This window comes from Massilia sp. 9096, from assembly GCF_000745265.1.
Lineage (GTDB): Bacteria > Pseudomonadota > Gammaproteobacteria > Burkholderiales > Burkholderiaceae_D > Telluria.
This window is the reverse complement of record NZ_JQNN01000001.1, coordinates 1,367,976-1,387,302: the sequence shown is the minus strand read 5'-3', so window position 1 is coordinate 1,387,302 and position 19,327 is coordinate 1,367,976. Positions and strand designations below refer to the sequence as shown.

Below are 19,327 nucleotides of genomic sequence, written 5' to 3'. Positions count from 1 at the left end.
GTTCGCCGGATTGATGCCGTAGCGAAACATCAGCTCGCGCGCGAACATGCGGCCGCGGCCGGTGACGCGTGCGCACGATCAGGGGGCGACGCGCAGCCGCGCCCGGATCGCGCCGGCGATGGCCTTGTGATCGGCGCGCTCGGCGATCTGGGCGGCGGTCAAGCCTTCGCCATTCTTGAGCATGGGATTGGCGCCCCGCTCGAGCAGGAACAGCGCGCTGTACTCGTGGCCTTCGCGCGCCGCCATCATCAGCGGGGTGTAGGCGCCGCTGGCGGCCGGCGACACCGCATCGACGCGCGCGCCGCGCTTGAGCAGCAAGGCCGCGATGTCGTTGTCGCCGCCCGCGGCCGCGTAATGCAGCGCGGTCCAGCCCGGGCGGTTGACGGCGGCGCCCTTGGCCAGCAGCGCTTCGACCGCCGCCATGTTGCGCTTGTAGGCCGCCATCATCAGCGCGGTGTTGCCGTTCATGGCGCTGGCGTCGACCTGCGTGCCCGGATGCGCCAGCAGCAGCTTGAGGACGTTCATCGAGCCTTCGCGCACGGCCACGACCAGCGCCGGCTCGCCGCCGACCGGGTTCAGGCCGTTCGGGTCGACCACGCGCAACAGGCTCTGCACGGTACGCGTGTCGTCCATCTGCACGGCGCGGAAGAAGTCGCGCACCTGCTCCGGCGACGCATTCGATGATGGCGCCGCCGTCGCCGGCATGCCGAACCCGGGACCGAGTCCGGCGGCGGCGAGCCACAGCACGGATAGCGAAGACAGGGTCAGGAAGCGGCGGCGCGTGGTCATCGTTCAGTCCCTTGGCACGTTGAACAGATCGAAGAAGTTTTCGGTCGTGCGGTCCGCGACTTCGCGCAGCGGCACGTCCTTGAGCGTGGCGAGATACTCCGCGACGTGCGGCACGTATCCCGGTTCGTTCATTTTCCCACGATACGGGACCGGCGCGAGATACGGCGAATCGGTTTCGATCAATATGCGGTCCAGCGGAAGTGCTTTGGCCACCGCTTGCAGGTCTTTCGCGCTCTTGAAGGTGACGATCCCGGAGAACGAGATGTAAAAACCCATCTCGATCGCCGCCTGCGCCACTTCCAGCGACTCGGTAAAGCAGTGCATCACGCCGGCCACCCCGCCCGCCTCGACGCCGGCGCCCTCTTCGCGCAGGATGCGGATGGTGTCGGCGCTGGCCGAACGGGTGTGGATGATCAAGGGTTTGCGCGTCGCGCGCGACGCGCGGATGTGGGTGCGGAAGCGTTCGCGCTGCCATTCGAGGTCGCCCTCGAGGCGGTAGTAATCCAGGCCGGTCTCGCCGATCGCGACGATCTTCGGGTGCTGCGCCATGTCGACCAGCTGCTCGACGCTCGGCTCGGGAGTGTCCTCGTAATCGGGATGCACGCCGACCGAGGCGTAGATGTGCGGGTATTGCTCGGCCAGCGCGAGCACGCTCGGAAACGCCGGCAGGTCGACCGAGACGCACAGCGCATGCGTCACCTTGTTCTCGGCCATCCTGGCGAGGACCTCGGGCATCCGGGCGGCCAGCTCGGGGAAATTGATGTGGCAATGGGAATCGATGTACATCGCGCCATTGTACGTCAGACGCGCGGGCGGCGCGGCGGCGCGGCCCAGGTGAAGGCCGAGTGCGCTACCGTAAAACGGCTGACATCTAATTGACGAGTATCAAACGATAACTCAAGCAAACCTTGATATTGAAAAGCTCCTACTGAACGATTCAGATCAAGGAGGACCCCATGGCAACCCGAGCTTTCCACATCAAGACCTTGAGCGCCGCCACCGCCACCGTCGCCGCATTATCGCTGGCGCACGCGGCACAGGCGCAAGACCTGGCCGGCGCCCAGGTGACCGTCGCCGGCTATTGCTGCACCTCGCCCCCGGGCGCCGCCACGCAGGTGACGAATGCGCTGACCCAGACCGTCGGCCCCGGCACCGAGTTTCCCACCGGAAGCTTCACCTCGCTGACGAGCGGCCTGGCGCCCTTGCCGGTCGCGATCGATGTCGGCACCGCCTATATCGAACTCAATTATTCGGCCGGCGGCGCCGCCACGGCGGGCGGCTTCAACGGATTCGTGTTCAGCTTCGCCAACGCCCCGGCCATTACCGGCGCCACGCTGGACCCGGCCAGCACGTATGCACCGGCGGTGACCTTCAGCGGCAACCAGGTGTTCGTCAACGAAGCCGGCCTGAACATCGGCGCGAACTCGATGGCGATGATCGACCTGACCACCGCCGGCACGCCGACGCCGCCAGTGCCGGAACCGGAAACGTTCGCGCTGCTGCTGGCCGGCCTCGGGGTGCTGGGGATGCGGGCGCGCTGGCGCGGCTGAAACACGATGGGCCGCGCGAACGGCCCATCCGCGAAGCCGATCGCGCGCCTCAGGCGACGCGCTTGCCCAGGATGATCAGATCGCGCTCGATGCCGTCCAGGTTGGCCACGCGCGGGAAATGCGCCCAGGTATCGAAGCCGTATTTGCGGAACAGCGCCAGGCTCGGTTCGTTATGGCCGAAGATGAAGCCCAGCAGCGTGTGCACCTTGACGTTCGGCGCATACGCCATCGCCTGTTCCAGGCAGTAGCGGCCGATGCCCTTGCCGCGCCAGGCCTCGGCGATGTAGATCGACAGCTCGGCCGTACCGGAATACGCCGGGCGGCCGTAAAAGTTCGAATACGACAGCCAGCCGACCACTTCCGGCTGGCCGGACTTGTCGTCCGCGGCGTGGATCACCCACAGCGGGCGGCGTTCCGGGGTGTGGTCGGCGAACCAGCCTTCGCGCGACTGGACCGTGATCGGTTCGGTGTCGGCGGTGACTTCGCGCGACGCGATGGTCGAATTGTAGATCGCGACGATGGCCGGCAGGTCTTCGATCGTGGCGAGGCGGTGGACGTAGTTGACTGGCTGCGTGGCTTGCACGCTGGAGTTCGAATCGGACGGCATGGATTGCTTGGGATTGCTGGAGGTGATGGAACGGACAATTAAAGCGTGTGGGTCGCGCGCGAGGAACGCAGTGCGGCGCCCAGGATCTCTTCGATGCGCAGCTTGGCGCGCTGGCCGGTTTCGTCGGCCGGGAAATGCACGCCGATGCCCTGCGCCTTGTTGTTGTTGGCGCCGGGCGGCGTGATCCAGGCGACCTTGCCGGCGATCGGGTATTTGTTCGGATCGTCCATCAGCGACAGGATCAGGTAGATCTCGTCGCCAATTTTATACGGCTTGGCGGTCGGTACGAACATGCCGCCGTTCTTGAGGAAAGGCATGTAGGCCGCATACAGCGCGGCTTTTTCCTTGATGGCAAGCGACAGCACCGACGGCCGCGGCGCTTGCGGGGCGTTGGGGTCTACGGTCGTGCCAGTCATCGGGGTCCTTTGCTCGGGTGTTTATCTAGGTGCAGCAGGCAGTGTAATCAAGCAACATGTCTTCGACAAACAATTTCGGCGACAGCGGGTGGTCCGCCACCGCGCGCCGTTCGTTGGCCGATTTGATCGCCCGCATCAGCTTGGCCGTGTGCACGCGGCCGGCCAGCGCCGCCAGCTCGCGCTGGTAGCGCGGATAATAGCGGATCACGCCCGAGAGCTTGTACGAAAATACGTCATAAAGCCAGCGCTGCTGCCAAGCCACGAGCGATCCGAGCGGAGCCTTGCTCAGTTTGTCGGCAGCGCGCAACGCGCCCTCGACGCTCGGCTGGGCCAGTATCTGCAGCAGCGTGTCGAGCTCGTCGCGGCTGCCGCCCTCGGCCTGGGCCAGCGCCGCCAGCGGCGCCCCGCCCTGCTCGCGCAGCCAGCCGTCGGCATCGTTCACGCCCTGCGCCTGCAGCCAGGCCAGCGCCTGTGCATGGTCCGGCATCGGCAGCGCGAACTTGCGGCAGCGCGACAGGATCGTCGGCAGCAGCCGGTCCAGGCCATTCGAGGCCAGCAGGAACACGGTGCCCGGCGGCGGCTCTTCCAAGGTCTTCAGCAGCGCATTCGAGGCCGGCATGTTGAGCGCCTCGGCCGGGTACAGCACGACCACGCGCAGCCCCTGGCGGTGGGTCGAGATGTTCATGAAGTCGGCCAGCGCGCGCACCTGCTCGATCTTGATGTCTTTCGAGGCGGTCTTGGACTTGGATTTCTTTTCGCCGTCGCCGGCGGCGCCGTCTTCCCCTTCGGCGGCGGGGGCTTCGTCCTCGAGCGCTTCGGGCCGGACGCGGCGGTAGTCCGGGTGGTTGCCCTGGATAAACCAATTACACGACGCGCATTGCCCGCACGCGTGCCCGTCGGGACGCACGTTCTCGCACAGCAGCGCCTGGGCGAACGCCTCCAGAAAATCGGCCTTGCCGATGCCGGCCGGGCCGTGGAACAGGATCGCGTGCGGCAGGCGCGCGCGCATCTGCTGCAGGCGCGTCCACGCATCTTGTTGCCAGGGATAGATACTCACGACAGCTTCTCCAGCGCAGCCACCAGCGCGAGGCGCACGTCCTCGATCGAGGCGGTCGAGTCGATGACGACGATGCGCCCGGGATGTTCGGCGGCGCGGCGCAGGTATTCGGCGCGGCAGCGCGCGAAGAAATCGGCTTCTTCCTGCTCGAACTTGTCGAGCGTGCGGGTGGCGTCCAGGCGCGCGCGCGCAACGCCGAGCGGCACGTCGAACAGCAGCGTCAGGTCGGGCTGCAGGTGCGGATGGACCCAGGCTTCGAGCGCGTCCAATTTCGCCAGCGGCAGGCCGCGCCCGCCGCCCTGGTAGGCGAAGCTGGCGTCGGTGAAGCGGTCGGACAGCACCCAGCTGCCCTGGGCCAGCGCCGGTTCGATGACCTGGGCGATGTGCTCGCGCCGGCTGGCGAACATCAGCAGCGCTTCGGTTTCCAGGTCCATCTTCTCGTGCAGCAGCAAATCGCGCAGCTTTTCCCCGACCGCGGTGCCGCCCGGCTCGCGCGAGGAGACCACGCGCCGCCCCGCAGATTTGAGCCAGCCCGTGACGAAGCCGATGTGGGTCGACTTGCCGGCGCCGTCGATGCCTTCGAAAGTGATGAAGCGCCCGCGCGCCGGGGAGGAGCCGGCACTGTCGGCCAGGGTGTTACTTGCGTGCGTCATTACGAATCTGATACTGGTTGACCGCTTTGTTATGTTCGGTCAGGTTGGCCGAAAAGTGGCTGGTGCCGTCGCCGCGCGAGACGAAATACAGGGCGTCGGTCTTGGCCGGCGCGGTCGCGGCCAGCAGCGAGGGCGCGCCCGGCAGCGCGATCGGCGTGGGCGGCAGTCCCGGGCGGGTATAGGTATTGTACGGCGTGTCGGTTTCCAGGTCTTTTTTATGGATCTTGCCGTCGTACTTGTCGCCCAGGCCGTAGATCACGGTCGGATCGGTCTGCAGCAGCATGCCGGTTTTCAGGCGGTTGACGAACACGCCGGCGACCATCGGCCGGTCGCTCTTCAAGCCCGTTTCCTTTTCCACCAGCGAGGCCATGATCAGGGCCTGGTAGGGGTCGCCGTACGGCAGGTCAGGGTCGCGCTTGTCCCAGGCGCTCTTGAGGCGCTTCATCATCATGTCGTGCGCGCGGCGGTAGATCGACAGGTCGCTGGCGTTCTTGGCGAACAGGTAGGTGTCGGGAAAGAACAGGCCTTCCGCGGCCGGGTATTTTTCGTCCGGCCCGAGCACCTTGGCCAGCAGCTCCCGGTCCGACAGGGCCGCGGTCTCGTGCTTGATGTTGGGTGCGGCGTCGACCGTCTGGCGCATCTGGCGGAAGGTCCAGCCCTCGATGATGGTCAGCGACTCCTGGGCGAACTCACCGCGCACCAGTTGGCTCAACAGGCGCCGCGGCGTGGTGCCGGGCTTGAGCTCGTAGCTGCCGGCCTTGATCTGGCCGGCCTTGCCGGTCACGCGCGCCAGCACCCCGAACAGGAAGGGATTGACCGGCACGCCGGCGGTCGCCATCTGCTGCGCGGCAGCGGCCACGCCGCTGCCTTGCGCAATGGCGAAGGGAATGACCTGGCCGGCGCCGGCGCCGGCGATCGGCTGCCTGGCCCACCACTGGAAGCCCGCCACGGCCGCGACTGACACGATCACGCCCGTCAAGATGAGTTTTTTGAATAGTGCCATTCTGTGTTGTTTTTTCCGATCCCGGCGAGGATTGATCGATAACCCTATAATGAGGCCGTAATCATATAGCCGTTACTGCCAAACCGGAAATAAATCCGTATGAACCACTGGATCGAACACCTGTCAACGCTGGGCGCGCGCTTTCATGCCGATGAAGCCAGCCAGATCGAAGACTTCGGGCGCGTATTGACGCCGTCCGACCTTGCCGCGGGCTTCGTCGCCCCGCTCACCGACCTCGGGCTGATCGCGGTCGCCGGCGACGATGCCGCCGCCTTCCTGCACAACCAGCTCACCAACGACGTCGAACACCTCGGCACGGGCGAAGCGCGCCTGGCCGGCTACTGCACGCCCAAGGGCCGCCTGCAGGCGACCTTCCTGATGTGGCGCGACGCGGACAACGTCTATCTGCAGCTGCCGCGCGCCATCCAGGCCCCGCTGCAAAAACGCCTGAGCATGTTCGTACTGCGCGCCAAGGCCAAGCTGCGCGACGCCACCGACGAAGCCGCGACCGGCGCCGTGCTCGGCCTGGGCGGCGCCAAGGCCTTCGAGGCGCTGGCGGCCCGGCTCGGCGTGGCCCTGCCGGATGCACCCTACCGCACCGTCGCGGGCGAGTTCGGCACCGTGATCCGCCTGGCCGACGCCTTCGGCGCGCCGCGCCTGCTGTGGGTGAGCGCGCCCGAGACCGCGATCGCCGCGCTGGGCGCGCTGCAACCGGCGCTGGCCCTGGGCGGCAACGCGGCCTGGCAGCTGTCGCAGATCCACGCCGGGGTGCCGCAGGTGGCGCTGGCGACGCAGGAACAGTTCGTCCCGCAGATGATCAATTTCGAACTGATCGGCGGCGTCAACTTCAAGAAAGGCTGCTACCCCGGCCAGGAGATCGTCGCGCGCAGCCAGTACCTGGGCAAGCTGAAACGCCGCATGGCCCTGGCCACGCTCGAGGACGCCGCGGCGCGCGCCGGCGACGAAGTCTATGCGAGCGACGACCCGTCGCAGCCGTCCGGCATGATCGTCAATGCCGCGCCCAACGGACTGGGCGGCGCCGACGCGCTGGTCGAGATCAAGCTGGCCGCGCTCGAGCACGAGGTGCGCCACGGCGCGCCGGGCGGCACGCTGCTGCGCTTCCAACCCTTGCCCTACCCGGTCGACGCGCCCGAGGCATAACGCGCCATGATCGACTTGTACGTCTACTACAAGGTGCGCGCCGGCGACGCCGATACGCTCGCGCCGCGCGTGCGCGCGCTGCAGGCCGAGCTCGAAGCCCGGCATGGCGTGCAGGGCCAGCTGAAACGCCGCCCGGAAGCGCGCGACGGCGTACAGACCTGGATGGAAGTCTATCCGGCGGTCGACGCGCAGTTCGGCGCGCAGCTGGAGGATGCCGTGGGCCGGGCGGGCTTCAACGCCCTGCTTGCCGGGCCGCGCCATTCGGAAATCTTTGTAGATCTGATCCCTTAGGACATTTACCATGTGCCTGATTGTTTTCGCATGGCGGGTGATCCCCGGCATGCCCCTGATCGCCTGCGCCAACCGCGACGAATTCTACGACCGCCCCGCCACCCCGGCCGCACCATGGCCGGACAACCCCAACGTCGTCGCCGGCCGCGATTTGCAGGGTGGCGGCAGCTGGATGGGGGTGACCAAGGAAGGCGCGCACGGCCCGAAGTTCGCGGCGCTGACCAACATCCGCGCACCGCACGAGGTCAAGCCCGATGCGCCCACGCGCGGCGCGCTGGTCGCCGATTTCCTCAAGGGTGACATGGACGCGCTCGACTACCTGGCGGCGATCGCGCCCACCGCCGGCGTCTACAACGGCTTCAACCTGATCCTGGGCGACCGCGACGGCATCTACTGGTTCTCGAACCGCGCCGGCGACGATCCGCGCAATGGCAAGGCGCTCGAGCCCGGCATCTACGGCGTTTCGAACGGACTGCTCGATGCGCCCTGGCCGAAAGTGCTGCGCACCAAGGCCAGCTTCGCCAGCCTGCTGCTGCAGGGCGCGCCGGAAGAAGCGTATTTCGAGATGCTGGCCGACACCACGCGCGCACCGGACCTGCGCCTGCCCGACACCGGCGTGCCGATCGAGGTCGAACGCCAGCTCTCGGCGGTGTGCATCGAGATCGAGGGCTACGGCACCCGCACCTCGACCGTGGTGCGACTGTACCGCGACGCGCCGCCGGAGCTGCGCGAGCGCGTGCTGCAACCGGGTGCGCAGCCGACGGCGCAGACGGGCAGCGCGGCCGCGGCCTGAATCAGGCGCGCGGCATGCCGTGCCGGCGCAGGTGCTCGAGCAGCTCGCGGTTGGCCGGCAAGCCGCCCAGCATCCGGCGCGTGAGCGCGGCGGTCTCGCGGAAATAACGGTCCGCCAGCTGCGGCTGGTCGGTGTCGCGCACGACGTCGCCGTAGGCGGTCTCGAACCCCATGCCGTACAGGACGTACTGGTAGCTGGCGGCCGGGAAGATCTCTTCGATGCGCGGAAAATCGTGGCGCGACGGCGGCCGGTGCTTCCATAGCAGCAGCGACTCCTGCAGCCGTTCCGGGATCGAGGCGGCCGCCAGGTTATCCAGCCAGTAGTCCGAATCCCGGCGTTTGGACAGCACGTAGTGCAGCTTGAGGAACTCGATCACGCGTTCCCATCGATAGCCGAAGGTGTCGTTGAAGCGGCGCGCCGCCAGCGGCATGGTGTCGACGGTAGCCGGCAGCGTATCGGCGATCATCGCGGCCGACAGCTCGACCATCGCCAGCGCCGAGGCTTCCAGCGGCTCGATGAAGCCGGCGGCCTGGCCCACGGCCACGCAGTTGCCTGCCCAGAAGCGTTCGCGGTAACCGGGCTCGAAGCTCAGCTTGCGCGGCGCCGCCAGGGCCGCCGGGCTGCCCGTCAGCGTCAGGTAATCCTGCAGCACGCGCTGGGCGGCGGCGTCGTCCATGTGCGCGCTCGAATACACGTAGCCGACCCCGCGCCGGCTCGGCAGGCCGATGTCCCAGATCCAGCCGGCCGCGCGCGCGGTCGACACCGTCGGCGAGGCGATCGGGGAATCCGCGCCGGCGTACGGCACCTGCACCGCGAGCGCGCTATCGTTGAACAGCAGGTGTTTCTGCGAACGCAGCGGCACGCCGAAATGCCCTTTGATCAGCAGCGCGCGCGAGCCGGTGCAATCGACGAACAGATCGCCTTCGATGGCGCCGTGTTCGCGTGTCTGCAAGGCCCGTATGTCGCCCTGCGCGGCGCCATCGGGCACGGCGTCGATCGCCACCACGTGGTCGCGCACGTGGCGCACGCCCAGGCGCGTACACGCGTGCGCGCGCAGGAACTCGCCGAACTTGCCGGCGTCCAGGTGGTAGCCGTAATTGGCCACGCCCGCATATTCCGGCGTGCCCGGCTGCTTGGGGGCGCGCCCTTCCATGCACAGGACCGGCTGGTAGCTCACCAGCTCGGCGAACGCGGCTTGCGGATAGGCCGCGCGCCAGCGCGCCGCCAGGTTGGCTTCGCCGTAGCCGTGCGGCGCGGCGAAGGGATGATAGTAACGGTGCGCGTCGACGCCGTCGATCCAGCTGTCGAAGCGCGAGCCCTGCTTGAACGCGGCGTCGCAGGCGCGCACGAAGTCCGATTCGAGCACGCCGATGCGCTGCAGCGTCTCGCGCATGCTCGGCCAGGTGCCCTCGCCGACGCCGATCGGCGCCACTTCCGGCGACTCGAGCAGCGTCACCTGCAGCCCGGAGCCGGCGGCGCGTGGATGGGCGGCGGCGATCACGCAGGCGGTCAGCCAGCCGGCCGATCCGCCGCCGACGATGACGATGTGGTTGATCTCGCGAGGTCTCATGGGGTGTCAGTGTCGCACGGTTGCGTCCGTGCGAAAAGAAAAAAAACGGGCCGCCGATGCTGCCGGCGGCCCGCTGTCACGGCTAAACGATCATCAGAACTTGTAGCGTGCGCCCACCATGTAGCGCGGGCCGCCGGTGGTGACGGTCAGCACCTGCTGGTCGGTGCGGCCATGCGTGCGCTGGTGCTTGTCGGTGAGGTTGATCGCCTCGAGCGTCAGGCTCAGGTTCTTGTTGACGTTGTAGCCGACGCTCAGGTCGACCTGGCCGTACGGCTCGACGTAGGCCGGGTTCGGACGGCCGTTGTCGGCCACGTTGGCCAGGAACTCGCCGCGCCAGTTGTAGGCCAGGCGCGTCGACCAGTGCTGGTCTTCGTAGATACCGACCAGGTTGGCCGAGTTGGCCTGGCCGATCAGCGCGAACTGGTTACCCAGCCCCATGTTGTCGTAGGTGAGGTCCGACTTCACGTACGTGTAGTTGGCCTGGAAGCCGAGACCGTTGGAGAACATGTGCTGCCAGTTCACCTCGGCGCCCTTGAGCGTCGCCTTGTCCTCGTTGATGTAGGTGGTGGTCTGGTAGATCAGCGCCGGATCGCCGGCGATGCCGCTGATCGTGCCGGTCAGGTGGCCCGTCGTCGGGCTGACACCGGTGCGCGTCACGCCCGGCTGGCCGTTGAAGTTCCCCAGGATGTAGTCGCGCATGCAGTTGGTATCGGTCGCCACGCAGCCCGATGCGATCGCCGCGTTCCAGTACTTGCCGCCGACCGGGGTCGTGGCGCTGGTCGACGGGTCGTTGATCACGGTCTGGCCGGCATAGCCATCCAGGTTCTTGTGGAACAGACCCAGCGAAACCATGCTCTGCTTGCTGTAGTACCACTCGGCCGACAGGTCCAGGTTCTTCGACTTCACCGGCGTCAGCGCCGGGTTGCCGCTGCTGGCGGTGGTGCCGTTCACGGTCGCGGTGGTGTTGTAGGTGGTACCGCCCTGGATCTGGTCGTAGCGCGGACGGCCGATCGACACGCCGTAGCTGGCGCGTACCTTCAGGTCGGAGCGCACGTCCATGTCCCAGTCGACGGTCGGCAGGAAGTTGTTGTAGCTGCCGTATTGGGTCTGGTGGATCTGGCTGCCGAACACCAGCGGCAACTCGTTCTGCGAGATCCAGTCGACGCGGGTCGGGGTCTTCGACAGGCCGGTCGAGGCGACGTCGGTTTTCTCGTAGCGGAAGCCCACGCCGGTGTGCATCGGCATCGCCAGATCCCACTCGGTGTTGAACTGCATGTACAAGGCCTTGGTCTTCTCGACGGTGGTGCGGTCGAAGCTCGGGTTGGCCAGGCTCGGGGTATAGCCGGCCTGGTCGCCGGTGACCTTGATCGCGTTGGCGCGCACGTCGGCGAAGTTGAACAGCATGAACTGGTTGTACATGCGCGGGTCGCCCGAACCGCCGACCTTGCTGAAGTACGGGGCGATCGCCGCCGGCGTCCACAGCGCCTGGTTGTAGTCCACGCCCGGATTGGACGAGGTGCCGCTCCAGGTGTCGCGCTGGACCTGCTGGAAGACCGAGCGGTTGTTGACCTTGGTGTACGACCCGCCGAAGTTCAGGTTCGACGACTCGAGCAGCTTCCAGCTGCCGCCGGCCTGCACCTGATTGATCCGCATCTCGTTCTCGCCGTCCTGGAACCACGAACCGATGACCTGGCTCGGCGCGCGATTGTAGTCGGCGCCGCCGATGATCATGATCGGCATCTCCTGCGTGAAGTCGACCGCCGACACATTGCGGCTGAAGCTGGCGGTGCCCAGGTCGTTGTTCGAGCCGAACGGGCTATCCGCGCCGGCCTTGGCGACCGAGTGGTGCGCGTCGAACGAGAAACGCAGGTCCGGCGTGGCTTTCCACTGGGTGTTGAAGCCGAAGGACTCGAGAGTCGACTTGGTGGCGAAGTCGCCGCCGTTCATGTCGATGTCCTGGTTCGGGACATTCTCCTGGTAGTACAGCGGCGAGGCGTTCGGGCCGTTGGTCCAGGTGCTGGTCTGCGCGTTGATCGGATGGTTGAACCAGATCGACAGCTCGTTGTACTTGGTGTGGATCTTGTTCTGCGCGTAGGTGTAGTCCAGCGTGGTGGTCAGTTCCTTGACCGGACGGAACTGGAAGGTCACCTGGCCGTTGGTGCGCTCGCGTTGCGAACCGCGCACGAAGTACGACATGTTCTGCGGCGTCGAGTAGATGTCGGTCGGCTTCGGCGCGTTGGTCACGCCGACGCCGCTGACCGGAATCGGGCCCGGGGTGTCCGACACGGTGTTGCCCTGGAACGGACCGAGCCAGCCGTTGGTGATCGCAGCCTGGTTCACGCCCAGGTCGCGCTTTTGATAGCTGCCGGTAACCGAGATGCCGAACACGCCGTCGTGCCAGACCTTGCTGTACAGGCCCGAGACTTCCGGCGTCAGCGATTTGCCCATCTTGACGTTGTCCGGCAAGTTGTTGTTCGACTTGTCGTACACGCCCTTGATGCCGACGCTGGCCTGGTTGCCCAGGTCGAGCGGACGGCCGGTCATCACGTTGATGGTGGCGCCGATGCCGCCCGGTGGGGTGTCGGCGCGCGCGCTCTTGTAGACCTGGATCTGCGAGATCGCTTCCGACGCCAGGTTCGAGAAGTCGAAGGCGCGGCCGGCCTGGTCGCCCAGGTTAGCGGTCGGCATCTGGCGGCCGTTCAGCAGGACCATGTTCAGGTCCGGACCGACGCCGCGCACCGTCACTTGCGAGCCTTCGCCGCGGTTACGGTCGATCGACACGCCCGAGATGCGCTGCAGCGACTCGGCCAGGTTGGTATCCGGGAACTTGCCGATGTCGTCGGCGACGATGCCGTCGACGATGCCGTCCGAGTTACGCTTGAGGTTCAGCGTCGACTGCATGGCGGCGCGGATACCGGTCACATGGACGGTGTTGGCCGCCTCGATGGTGTTGCCCGACTGGCCCGCGCTCGAATTTGGCGTGACTGCAGCCGGATCGGTCGGCGTGGCGACGCCAGCCGATGCGCCGGTTTCGGTCTGCTGGGCGAACGCCGGCGCGATGAAAGCCGCGCAGGCGCCGGCCACGGCCAGGCTGATCAGCCGATGGCGCGTGTTGAGTTGATGGGTTGTCCCCTTGGTATGGTACGGCACGTCGTCTCCTCTCTCTCTCTGAATAGTGATGCCGCGCTCTTAGGGCCGGCACCGGCGGTGGTCTTGCAAAATCTCACCTTGCCCCTTTTGTTCTTGTTATAGGGACTGCATCAGTTGAAGCGGTGCCGCACCTTCCTGGGCGTACACCGCTGCGTGCGAATCCTTATGAAATGGATTTCATCACGTATTTGCAAAGAGTAGGCACAAATTAAAGTTTGGTCAATGTATATCGGAAATATGGTGCAATACGCAACACAATTACGCGCTTTCTCACGTAAATACAGGCGATATATTGCTCCAAGGAATCTGAATCGCCAATGATTCCGTTAACATTTTCCGGACTTTTCTCGTGTAATCGATTTCATCGGCATGCCTTCTTTTTTCTTGCCTGCGCTGCACGCAACAAACCCCGCGTACACTTCGGAGCGTTCGGCACGACGCCGCCACAAGACATACAAGGAGATAGCATGCAATCACGAAGATTCGGCCGCGACGGCGTGGAAGTTCCGGAAATCGGCCTGGGCTGCTGGCAGCTCGGCGGCGGCTGGCGCGACGACTGGAACGACGACGTCGCCCAGCAGACGCTGGAAACCGCGTATGGGGCCGGCGTGCGCTTCATCGATACCGCCGATGTCTATGGCGATGGCGCCAGCGAACGCTCGATCGGCCGCTTTTTGCGCAGCCGCGTCGACGCCGGCCTGTTCGTCGCCACCAAGTTGGGCCGCGCCGGCATCTACCCCGACGGCTACACGCGCGAATCGCTGCGCGAAGCGACCCAGCGCTCGCTCGAACGCCTGGGCGTGGACAGCCTCGACCTGACGCAGCTGCATTGCGTGCCGACCGAGGTGCTGCGGCAGGGCCACGTGTTCGACTGGCTGCGCGAACTGCAGCAGGAGGGCTTGATCAAGCGCTGGGGCGCGAGCGTCGAGTCGGTCGAGGAAGGCCTGATCTGCCTGCAGCAGGACGGCCTGACCTCGCTGCAGGTGATCCTGAATATCTTCCGCCAGAAGCCGCTCGAGGAACTGCTGCCGCAGGCTGCCGCCCGCAGCGTCGGCATCATCGTGCGCCTGCCGCTGGCCAGTGGCCTGCTAGCGGGGAAGATCACGCGCGCCACCACCTTCCGCCCGGACGACCACCGCAACTTCAACCAGGACGGCGCCGCCTTCAACGTCGGCGAAACCTTCGCCGGCCTTGGCCAGGCGCGCGGCGTGGAAGCCAGCGAGCGTGTCGGCGCGCTGATCCCACCCGGCGTCACGATGGCCCAGACGGCGCTGCGCTGGATCCTCGACCAGCCGGCGGTGTCGGTGGTGATCCCGGGCGCCAGTTCGCCGCAGCAGGTCCAGGCCAACGTCAGCGCCGCCGCCCTGCCCCCGCTCGACCCGCAAACCCACGAGGCGCTCGCGCAGCTGTACCGCGAACACGTGCGCGAATACATCCGCGGACCGTACTGAGACTGCAATCACGGCGCGCGTCCGGCGTTTGCGACCTGGGCGCTCGCTACCTCGGCCTCACACGATGTAGTCCATGCACTGGCGCGCTTCGCGGATCGCGCCGATGAACGGCACCAGCGCCTTGTGGGTCGGATGGCTGGCGTAGGCCTCCAGCGCGGCCTGGTCGTCGAACTCGGAATACAGCACCACGTCATAGGTCGCTTCCAGGCCCGGCTGGGCGAGCGTCACTTCGAAGGCGCCCATGCCGGGGACGATGCCGGCGCAGGCGTCCAGCCGCCGCTTCATTTCCAGGGCGTTCGCGGCGCGGTCGGCGCCTTCGGCGTGGTCCTTCAACTTCCACATGACGATGTGCTTGAGCATGGTGTTCCGTTTCGATTCTGGTTGATCATGGATACGGCCAGCATAGCGGTTCGCGGGCGCGATGGCGAGCCCGGGTACGGGCCCGGCTGCCAGCCTGGGTCCAGGGCCGGCGGGCCGGCGTTGCTGGCATCCCTCTTGCCGGCGCCGTCGGTGCTGGTGGCGGTTTTTTGGTTTGGCTTGTTTTATTGGTCGGTTAGTTGCAAAATAGCGTCAACAGCAAAACTCATCCAAGGTGCCCCATGACCACGCCATCGATCGACCCGCATTCCATCGCCGCCTGGGACCGCAGTCCCAACGTCGCCTTCGCCGCCTTCGTGGCGTCGCCCGACTTCGTTATGACCTCCAGCCGCCAGCCCGAGGTGCCGCGCCCGGTCTCGGCCGAGTCGGCGGCGGTCTATACCTTCATGTTCGGCAAGTTCGCCGGCTGGATGGTGAGCGAGAAGCTGAAGATGACGACCGTGAACGCGGCCGACCTGCAGCGCTTCATCGCCCTCGCCAGCGACGGCAAGCGCGACTTGAACAGCAAGATCGCCTACCGCTACCTGCGCCTGCTGGAACGCTGCTTCGATTACCTGGAACGCTCGCCCAACCCGGCGCGCCAGGCGATCGCGCTGACCGACCGCGCCCAGATCGCCAAGGATGCGCCGATGACCGCGCTGACCGCCGAGGAGCTGCAGCGCTTCCTGGCCGCCCTGCCCGCCGGCCCCGGCGACAGGAACGAGGGCGCCGGCGCCTGGAAGCGCCGGCGCGACCGCGCGATGCAGGTGACGATGGCGCTGGCCGGCTTGCGCGTGGCGGAAGCGATCGGCCTGCTGGTCGGCGAGGTGGGCCGCCAACCGGACCTCGAAGGCGGCGTCGCACTGAACATCACGCCGGAAAGCAAGCACCCGACCAGCCATGAGCACACCACCACGCTGCCGCGCGAAGGCGTGGCCGAGCTGCGCGCCTGGCTGGCCGAACGCGCCGCCCTGAAGATCCCGGGCGAGCTGGCCTTCCCGGCCAACCTGGATGGCGACCCGCTGCACAAGGCCACCGTCTATCGCCAGGTGCGCGCCAGCTTCGAGCGCGCCGGCATCGCCATCGCGCGCGCGGGCGGGCGCACGCTGCGCAACACCTTCGCCAACCAGCAGCTGCGCCAGGGCACCTCGCAGGGCGAACTGACCGGCGTGCTCGGCCTGGCGCTGGAACGCTCGGCCGCGGCCTACAAATACGCGCGCACCAATCCCGAAGATGAGCCCGGCGCTGAACCGGACGACGATTCCGATGTCGAACGACACAGCACACCCGGCGGCGAACCCGGTGACGGCGACGCGGCAGGTTGATGCTTGAGGCCGATCAAGCCCGCGCCCTGGGGGCTGGTGACAGCATCGCGTAAGCTTGTCGGCGCACAGTCGGATGCGATAACAAACATACGGAGACCATGATGGCATTCACACCTGGCATGGCTGCGGGCGGCAAGTCGCTGCCGTCCAGCGGCGGACTCACGAAGGAAGAGCGCAAGGTCATCTTCGCTTCGTCCCTCGGCACCGTCTTCGAGTGGTACGACTTCTACCTCTACGGCTCGCTGGCCGCGATCATCGCCAAGCAGTTCTTTGCCGGCGACCCCACCACCAGCTTCATCTTCGCGCTGCTGGCCTTCGCCGCCGGCTTCATCGTGCGTCCGTTCGGAGCCCTCGTGTTCGGGCGCCTGGGCGACATGGTCGGGCGCAAGTACACCTTCCTGATCACCATCCTGATCATGGGCGCCTCGACCTTCATCGTCGGCCTGCTGCCGGGCTATGCCTCGTGGGGCATCGCCGCGCCGATCATCCTGGTCTCCCTGCGCATCCTGCAGGGCCTGGCCCTGGGCGGCGAGTACGGCGGCGCCGCCACCTACGTGGCCGAGCACGCGCCCGAGGGCCGGCGCGGCTTCTTCACCTCCTGGATCCAGACCACGGCCACGCTCGGCCTGTTCCTGTCGCTGCTGGTGATCACCGGGGTACGCGCGGCGATGGACACCCAGGCCTTCGACGCCTGGGGCTGGCGGATACCCTTCCTGGTCTCGGTGCTGCTGCTCGGGATCTCGGTGTGGATCCGGCTGTCGATGTCGGAGTCGCCCGCTTTTGCCCGGATGAAGGCGGAGGGCAAGACCTCGAAGGCGCCGGTGTCGGAAGCCTTCCTGACCTGGAAGAACGGCCGCATTGCCCTGCTGGCCCTGCTCGGGCTGACGATGGGCCAGGCCGTCGTGTGGTACACCGGCCAGTTCTACGCGCTGTTCTTCCTCACCCAAACGCTCAAGATCGACGCCGCGCTGGCCAACATCCTGCTCGCCATCGCCCTGGCGATCGCCACGCCGTTCTTCGTGTTCTTCGGCTCGCTGTCGGACCGGATCGGGCGCAAGCGCATCATCCTGGCCGGCTGCCTGATCGCCGCGCTGACCTACTTCCCGATCTTCAAGGGCCTGACCAACTACGGCAATCCGGCCCTGGCCAGCGCGCTGGCCAGCTCGCCGGTGGTGGTGGTCGCCGACCCGCAATCCTGCCACTTCCAGTTCAAGCTGACCGGCACCGAGAAGTTCCCGTCCTCGTGCGACATCGCCACCGCCCAGCTCACCGCGGCCTCGGTCAGCTACACGCGCCAGGACGCGCCGGCCGGCACCATCGCCAGCATCAAGGTCGGCGACCGCGTCTATCCCTCGTTCAACGCCACGATGACGGCCGCCGGACGCGACTTCGACGCCGCCAGCAAGGCGCGCGACGCCGCCCTCAAGAAAGACCTGGGCGCCGCGCTCAAGGCCGCCGGCTACCCGGCCAAGGCCGACGCCACCCAGATCAACCGGCCGATGGTGGTGCTGCTGCTGTTCGTGCTGGTGCTGTACGTGACCATGGTCTACGGCCCGATCGCGGCGATGCTGGTCGAGATGTTCCCGACCCGCATCCGCTACACCTCGATGTCCCTGCCCTACCACATCGGCAACGGCTGGTTCGGCGGCCTGCTGCCGACCTTCGCGTTCGCGATGGTGGCGGCGCGCGGCGACATCTATTTCGGGCTGTGGTACCCGATCGTGGTGGCCCTGATCACCTTCGTGATCGGCGCCCTGTTCGTCAGGGAGACCAAGGACAACAATATCTACGCGCAGGATTATTGAGCGGCGCCGCCGTCGCGCCCCGGATCCGTTGCCGGATCGGACGCCGGCACGCGCGCCCACGCGCGCATGCGCGTGGCCGACCACGCCGTCATCAGGGCGCCCAGTACCAGCACCAGGCGCGTGTCGACCAGCGTCAGCACCGCGCCGACCGCCGCCATGACGATGTTGGCCAGGCAGAAGGTCGTGGACAACAGCCCCATCACCGCGCCTTGGCCATGGTCGGAAAAGCGGTCGGCGGCCCACACCTGCACGATGGCGTTGTAGAACGCGTGCGGCAAGCCGAACGCGACGATCCCGACCAGGCCGATCCACAGCTTGCCGGTGCCGAGCGTGGCGATCGCCAGCGCCACCACGGCCGCCAGCCAGGCCGCGCGACGCAGCGGGTCGTCGCGGTTCTGGCGCCCGGCGACCAGGGACGACGCCGTCATCACGCCGCACATGCCGACGTTGGCCAGCGAGATCGCGCGCGTGCCGTAGTGGCCGACCTCGACCAGCCAGAGCGGATAGAACTCGTAGAACGCGGTGACGCCGCAGGTGTAGGCCAGCTGCACGCCGAACAGCGTGCGCAGGCCCGGGTGGCGCAGCAGGTTGAAGGCATGGCGTTCGCGCGCGACCTGCCACCAGGCTGCCCCGGCGGGCTTGACCTCGCGCTCCAGCGCCAGCGTCACCAGCAGCGCACCGAGCAGCAGGAAACCGGCGGCGACGTAGAACGGCACCGTCAAGCCCCAGCCGATGGTCAAGCCGGCCAGCAGCGGCCCGACCAGCCAGCCGAGATAAAACGAGCCGTTCAGCCACGACAGCGCCTGGTTGCGCAGCATGCCCTGCAGGCGCTCGGCCAGCATCGCGCGCACGATCGAGCCGTTCCCTTCGAGCAGGCCGGTGCAGAAGCGCGCCAGCAGGAACAGCGGATACGAGCGGATCGCCAGCGCCCAGGCCGTGAGCATGTGCCCGAGCGCGGCGCCCAGCGCGGTCGTCAGCAGCAACGGACGGCGGCCGTAGCGGTCCGACAGCGAACCGAGCGTGGCGGTGCCGATCAGCAGGCCGACCGGGTTGACCATCAGCGCGATCGCGAACAGCAGCTTGGGAGGCAGGCCGAGGAAATGGGTCAGGCTGTCGCCCGCCGCCGCGTTGGCGAACAGCGGCGGCAGGATCGGGTACGGCAACGAGGCGCCGACGGTGGACAGGATGCCGAGCAGGCAGGCGGAGGCGATCAGTAAGACATTTTTCACTGGACTGGCGTGATGACGGTGGCAGACCTGACAGCCTAGCACGCCGCCGCCATCCCGCGCCTCAGGGCCATGCTGCTGGACGGCTTTACCACCCCGCCCATGGCCGGGTGGCTGATGACG

Annotated in this window: 18 protein-coding genes; 7 read left to right on the top strand and 11 right to left on the bottom strand. The window is 67.0% G+C overall.

Annotated features, from left to right (window positions below):
* Positions 1-78: 78 nt before the first annotated feature.
* Together FA90_RS06040 and FA90_RS06035 are read right to left on the bottom strand one after the other, a co-directional pair.
* Positions 79-789, bottom strand: a complete 711-nt coding sequence (locus FA90_RS06040) for an ankyrin repeat domain-containing protein (protein WP_051971482.1) — start codon at positions 787-789, stop codon at positions 79-81.
* Between the two features lie 3 nt (positions 790-792).
* Entirely contained in the window at positions 793-1,575 is a 783-nt protein-coding gene (locus tag FA90_RS06035) for a TatD family hydrolase (protein ID WP_036166944.1), read from the bottom strand.
* Positions 1,576-1,745: 170 nt separating this feature from the next.
* On the opposite strand from FA90_RS06035, the gene FA90_RS06030 reads away from it, so the two are divergent.
* The gene (locus FA90_RS06030) at positions 1,746-2,339 is read left to right on the top strand and encodes a PEP-CTERM sorting domain-containing protein (protein ID WP_081933682.1); all 594 of its coding nucleotides are present in this window, start codon (positions 1,746-1,748) and stop codon (positions 2,337-2,339) included.
* 49 nt (positions 2,340-2,388) lie between these two features.
* Here the strand turns inward: FA90_RS06030 and FA90_RS06025 are convergent, their stop codons facing one another.
* The 5 genes from FA90_RS06025 to mltG are packed head-to-tail and all read right to left on the bottom strand — an operon-like array spanning position 2,389 to position 6,075.
* Positions 2,389-2,946 carry a GNAT family N-acetyltransferase gene (locus FA90_RS06025; protein WP_051971481.1) on the bottom strand — a complete coding sequence of 186 codons (558 nt, stop codon included), beginning with the start codon at positions 2,944-2,946 and terminating at the stop codon, positions 2,389-2,391.
* A gap of 38 nt (positions 2,947-2,984) precedes the next feature.
* Positions 2,985-3,362, bottom strand: coding sequence for a PilZ domain-containing protein (locus FA90_RS06020; protein ID WP_036166940.1), 378 nt, complete (start codon positions 3,360-3,362; stop codon positions 2,985-2,987).
* 25 nt (positions 3,363-3,387) lie between these two features.
* The gene (locus FA90_RS06015) at positions 3,388-4,419 is read right to left on the bottom strand and encodes a DNA polymerase III subunit delta' (RefSeq protein WP_036166938.1); all 1,032 of its coding nucleotides are present in this window, start codon (positions 4,417-4,419) and stop codon (positions 3,388-3,390) included.
* Positions 4,416-5,072 carry a dTMP kinase gene (gene tmk, locus FA90_RS06010; protein WP_051971479.1) on the bottom strand — a complete coding sequence of 219 codons (657 nt, stop codon included), beginning with the start codon at positions 5,070-5,072 and terminating at the stop codon, positions 4,416-4,418. Before tmk ends, FA90_RS06015 begins: the two co-directional genes overlap by 4 nt.
* Positions 5,056-6,075 (bottom strand): endolytic transglycosylase MltG, encoded by a 1,020-nt coding sequence (mltG, locus tag FA90_RS06005; RefSeq protein ID WP_036166934.1) that lies wholly within the window; start codon positions 6,073-6,075, stop codon positions 5,056-5,058. Before mltG ends, tmk begins: the two co-directional genes overlap by 17 nt.
* Before the next feature lie 99 nt (positions 6,076-6,174).
* Here mltG and FA90_RS06000 point away from each other — a divergent pair, with 99 nt between their 5' ends.
* From FA90_RS06000 to FA90_RS05990, 3 genes are read left to right on the top strand one after another with little or no spacing between them, the layout of a single operon-like run.
* Positions 6,175-7,236, top strand: coding sequence for a folate-binding protein YgfZ (locus FA90_RS06000; RefSeq protein WP_036166931.1), 1,062 nt, complete (start codon positions 6,175-6,177; stop codon positions 7,234-7,236).
* A 6-nt stretch (positions 7,237-7,242) separates the two neighbouring features.
* On the top strand, positions 7,243-7,527 hold the full coding sequence (locus FA90_RS05995) for a DUF4936 family protein (protein ID WP_051971478.1): 285 nt from the start codon (positions 7,243-7,245) through the stop codon (positions 7,525-7,527).
* Positions 7,528-7,537: 10 nt separating this feature from the next.
* On the top strand, positions 7,538-8,320 hold the full coding sequence (locus FA90_RS05990) for an NRDE family protein (RefSeq protein WP_051971477.1): 783 nt from the start codon (positions 7,538-7,540) through the stop codon (positions 8,318-8,320).
* 1 nt (position 8,321) lies between these two features.
* Here FA90_RS05990 and FA90_RS05985 read toward each other — a convergent pair whose 3' ends face one another.
* Together FA90_RS05985 and FA90_RS05980 are read right to left on the bottom strand one after the other, a co-directional pair.
* Entirely contained in the window at positions 8,322-9,890 is a 1,569-nt protein-coding gene (locus tag FA90_RS05985) for a tryptophan halogenase family protein (RefSeq protein ID WP_036166929.1), read from the bottom strand.
* 93 nt (positions 9,891-9,983) lie between these two features.
* A complete protein-coding gene (locus FA90_RS05980) occupies positions 9,984-13,040 on the bottom strand; it encodes a TonB-dependent receptor (protein WP_051971476.1) in 3,057 nt (1,018 codons plus the stop codon).
* A 467-nt stretch (positions 13,041-13,507) separates the two neighbouring features.
* Between FA90_RS05980 and FA90_RS05975 the strand changes: the two genes are divergently transcribed.
* Positions 13,508-14,491: an aldo/keto reductase gene (locus tag FA90_RS05975; RefSeq protein WP_036166926.1), complete on the top strand. Its 984-nt coding sequence runs from the start codon at positions 13,508-13,510 to the stop codon at positions 14,489-14,491.
* A gap of 57 nt (positions 14,492-14,548) precedes the next feature.
* Here the strand turns inward: FA90_RS05975 and FA90_RS05970 are convergent, their stop codons facing one another.
* Entirely contained in the window at positions 14,549-14,851 is a 303-nt protein-coding gene (locus tag FA90_RS05970; protein ID WP_036166923.1) for a Dabb family protein, read from the bottom strand.
* A gap of 239 nt (positions 14,852-15,090) precedes the next feature.
* On the opposite strand from FA90_RS05970, the gene FA90_RS24835 reads away from it, so the two are divergent.
* Both FA90_RS24835 and FA90_RS05960 read left to right on the top strand, forming a co-directional pair.
* Positions 15,091-16,173: a tyrosine-type recombinase/integrase gene (locus FA90_RS24835; RefSeq protein ID WP_051971475.1), complete on the top strand. Its 1,083-nt coding sequence runs from the start codon at positions 15,091-15,093 to the stop codon at positions 16,171-16,173.
* A gap of 101 nt (positions 16,174-16,274) precedes the next feature.
* On the top strand, positions 16,275-17,978 hold the full coding sequence (locus FA90_RS05960; RefSeq protein WP_036174358.1) for an MFS transporter: 1,704 nt from the start codon (positions 16,275-16,277) through the stop codon (positions 17,976-17,978).
* On the opposite strand, the gene FA90_RS05955 is transcribed toward FA90_RS05960, so the two are convergent.
* Positions 17,972-19,207 (bottom strand): MFS transporter, encoded by a 1,236-nt coding sequence (locus tag FA90_RS05955; RefSeq protein WP_051971474.1) that lies wholly within the window; start codon positions 19,205-19,207, stop codon positions 17,972-17,974. The two genes, FA90_RS05960 and FA90_RS05955, sit on opposite strands and share 7 nt — an antisense overlap.
* Positions 19,208-19,327: the final 120 nt, after the last annotated feature.

Coding starts and splice junctions, on each gene's coding strand:
- FA90_RS05995 (WP_051971478.1), top strand. CDS start 7,243: ATGATCGACTTGTACGTCTACTACAAGGTGCGCGCCGGCGACGCCGAT.
- FA90_RS06040 (WP_051971482.1), bottom strand. CDS start 789: ATGACCACGCGCCGCCGCTTCCTGACCCTGTCTTCGCTATCCGTGCTG.
- FA90_RS05975 (WP_036166926.1), top strand. CDS start 13,508: ATGCAATCACGAAGATTCGGCCGCGACGGCGTGGAAGTTCCGGAAATC.
- FA90_RS05990 (WP_051971477.1), top strand. CDS start 7,538: ATGTGCCTGATTGTTTTCGCATGGCGGGTGATCCCCGGCATGCCCCTG.
- mltG (WP_036166934.1), bottom strand. CDS start 6,075: ATGGCACTATTCAAAAAACTCATCTTGACGGGCGTGATCGTGTCAGTC.
- FA90_RS05970 (WP_036166923.1), bottom strand. CDS start 14,851: ATGCTCAAGCACATCGTCATGTGGAAGTTGAAGGACCACGCCGAAGGC.
- FA90_RS06025 (WP_051971481.1), bottom strand. CDS start 2,946: ATGCCGTCCGATTCGAACTCCAGCGTGCAAGCCACGCAGCCAGTCAAC.
- FA90_RS05960 (WP_036174358.1), top strand. CDS start 16,275: ATGGCATTCACACCTGGCATGGCTGCGGGCGGCAAGTCGCTGCCGTCC.
- FA90_RS06035 (WP_036166944.1), bottom strand. CDS start 1,575: ATGTACATCGATTCCCATTGCCACATCAATTTCCCCGAGCTGGCCGCC.
- FA90_RS06000 (WP_036166931.1), top strand. CDS start 6,175: ATGAACCACTGGATCGAACACCTGTCAACGCTGGGCGCGCGCTTTCAT.
- tmk (WP_051971479.1), bottom strand. CDS start 5,072: ATGACGCACGCAAGTAACACCCTGGCCGACAGTGCCGGCTCCTCCCCG.
- FA90_RS05985 (WP_036166929.1), bottom strand. CDS start 9,890: ATGAGACCTCGCGAGATCAACCACATCGTCATCGTCGGCGGCGGATCG.
- FA90_RS24835 (WP_051971475.1), top strand. CDS start 15,091: ATGACCACGCCATCGATCGACCCGCATTCCATCGCCGCCTGGGACCGC.
- FA90_RS06020 (WP_036166940.1), bottom strand. CDS start 3,362: ATGACTGGCACGACCGTAGACCCCAACGCCCCGCAAGCGCCGCGGCCG.
- FA90_RS06030 (WP_081933682.1), top strand. CDS start 1,746: ATGGCAACCCGAGCTTTCCACATCAAGACCTTGAGCGCCGCCACCGCC.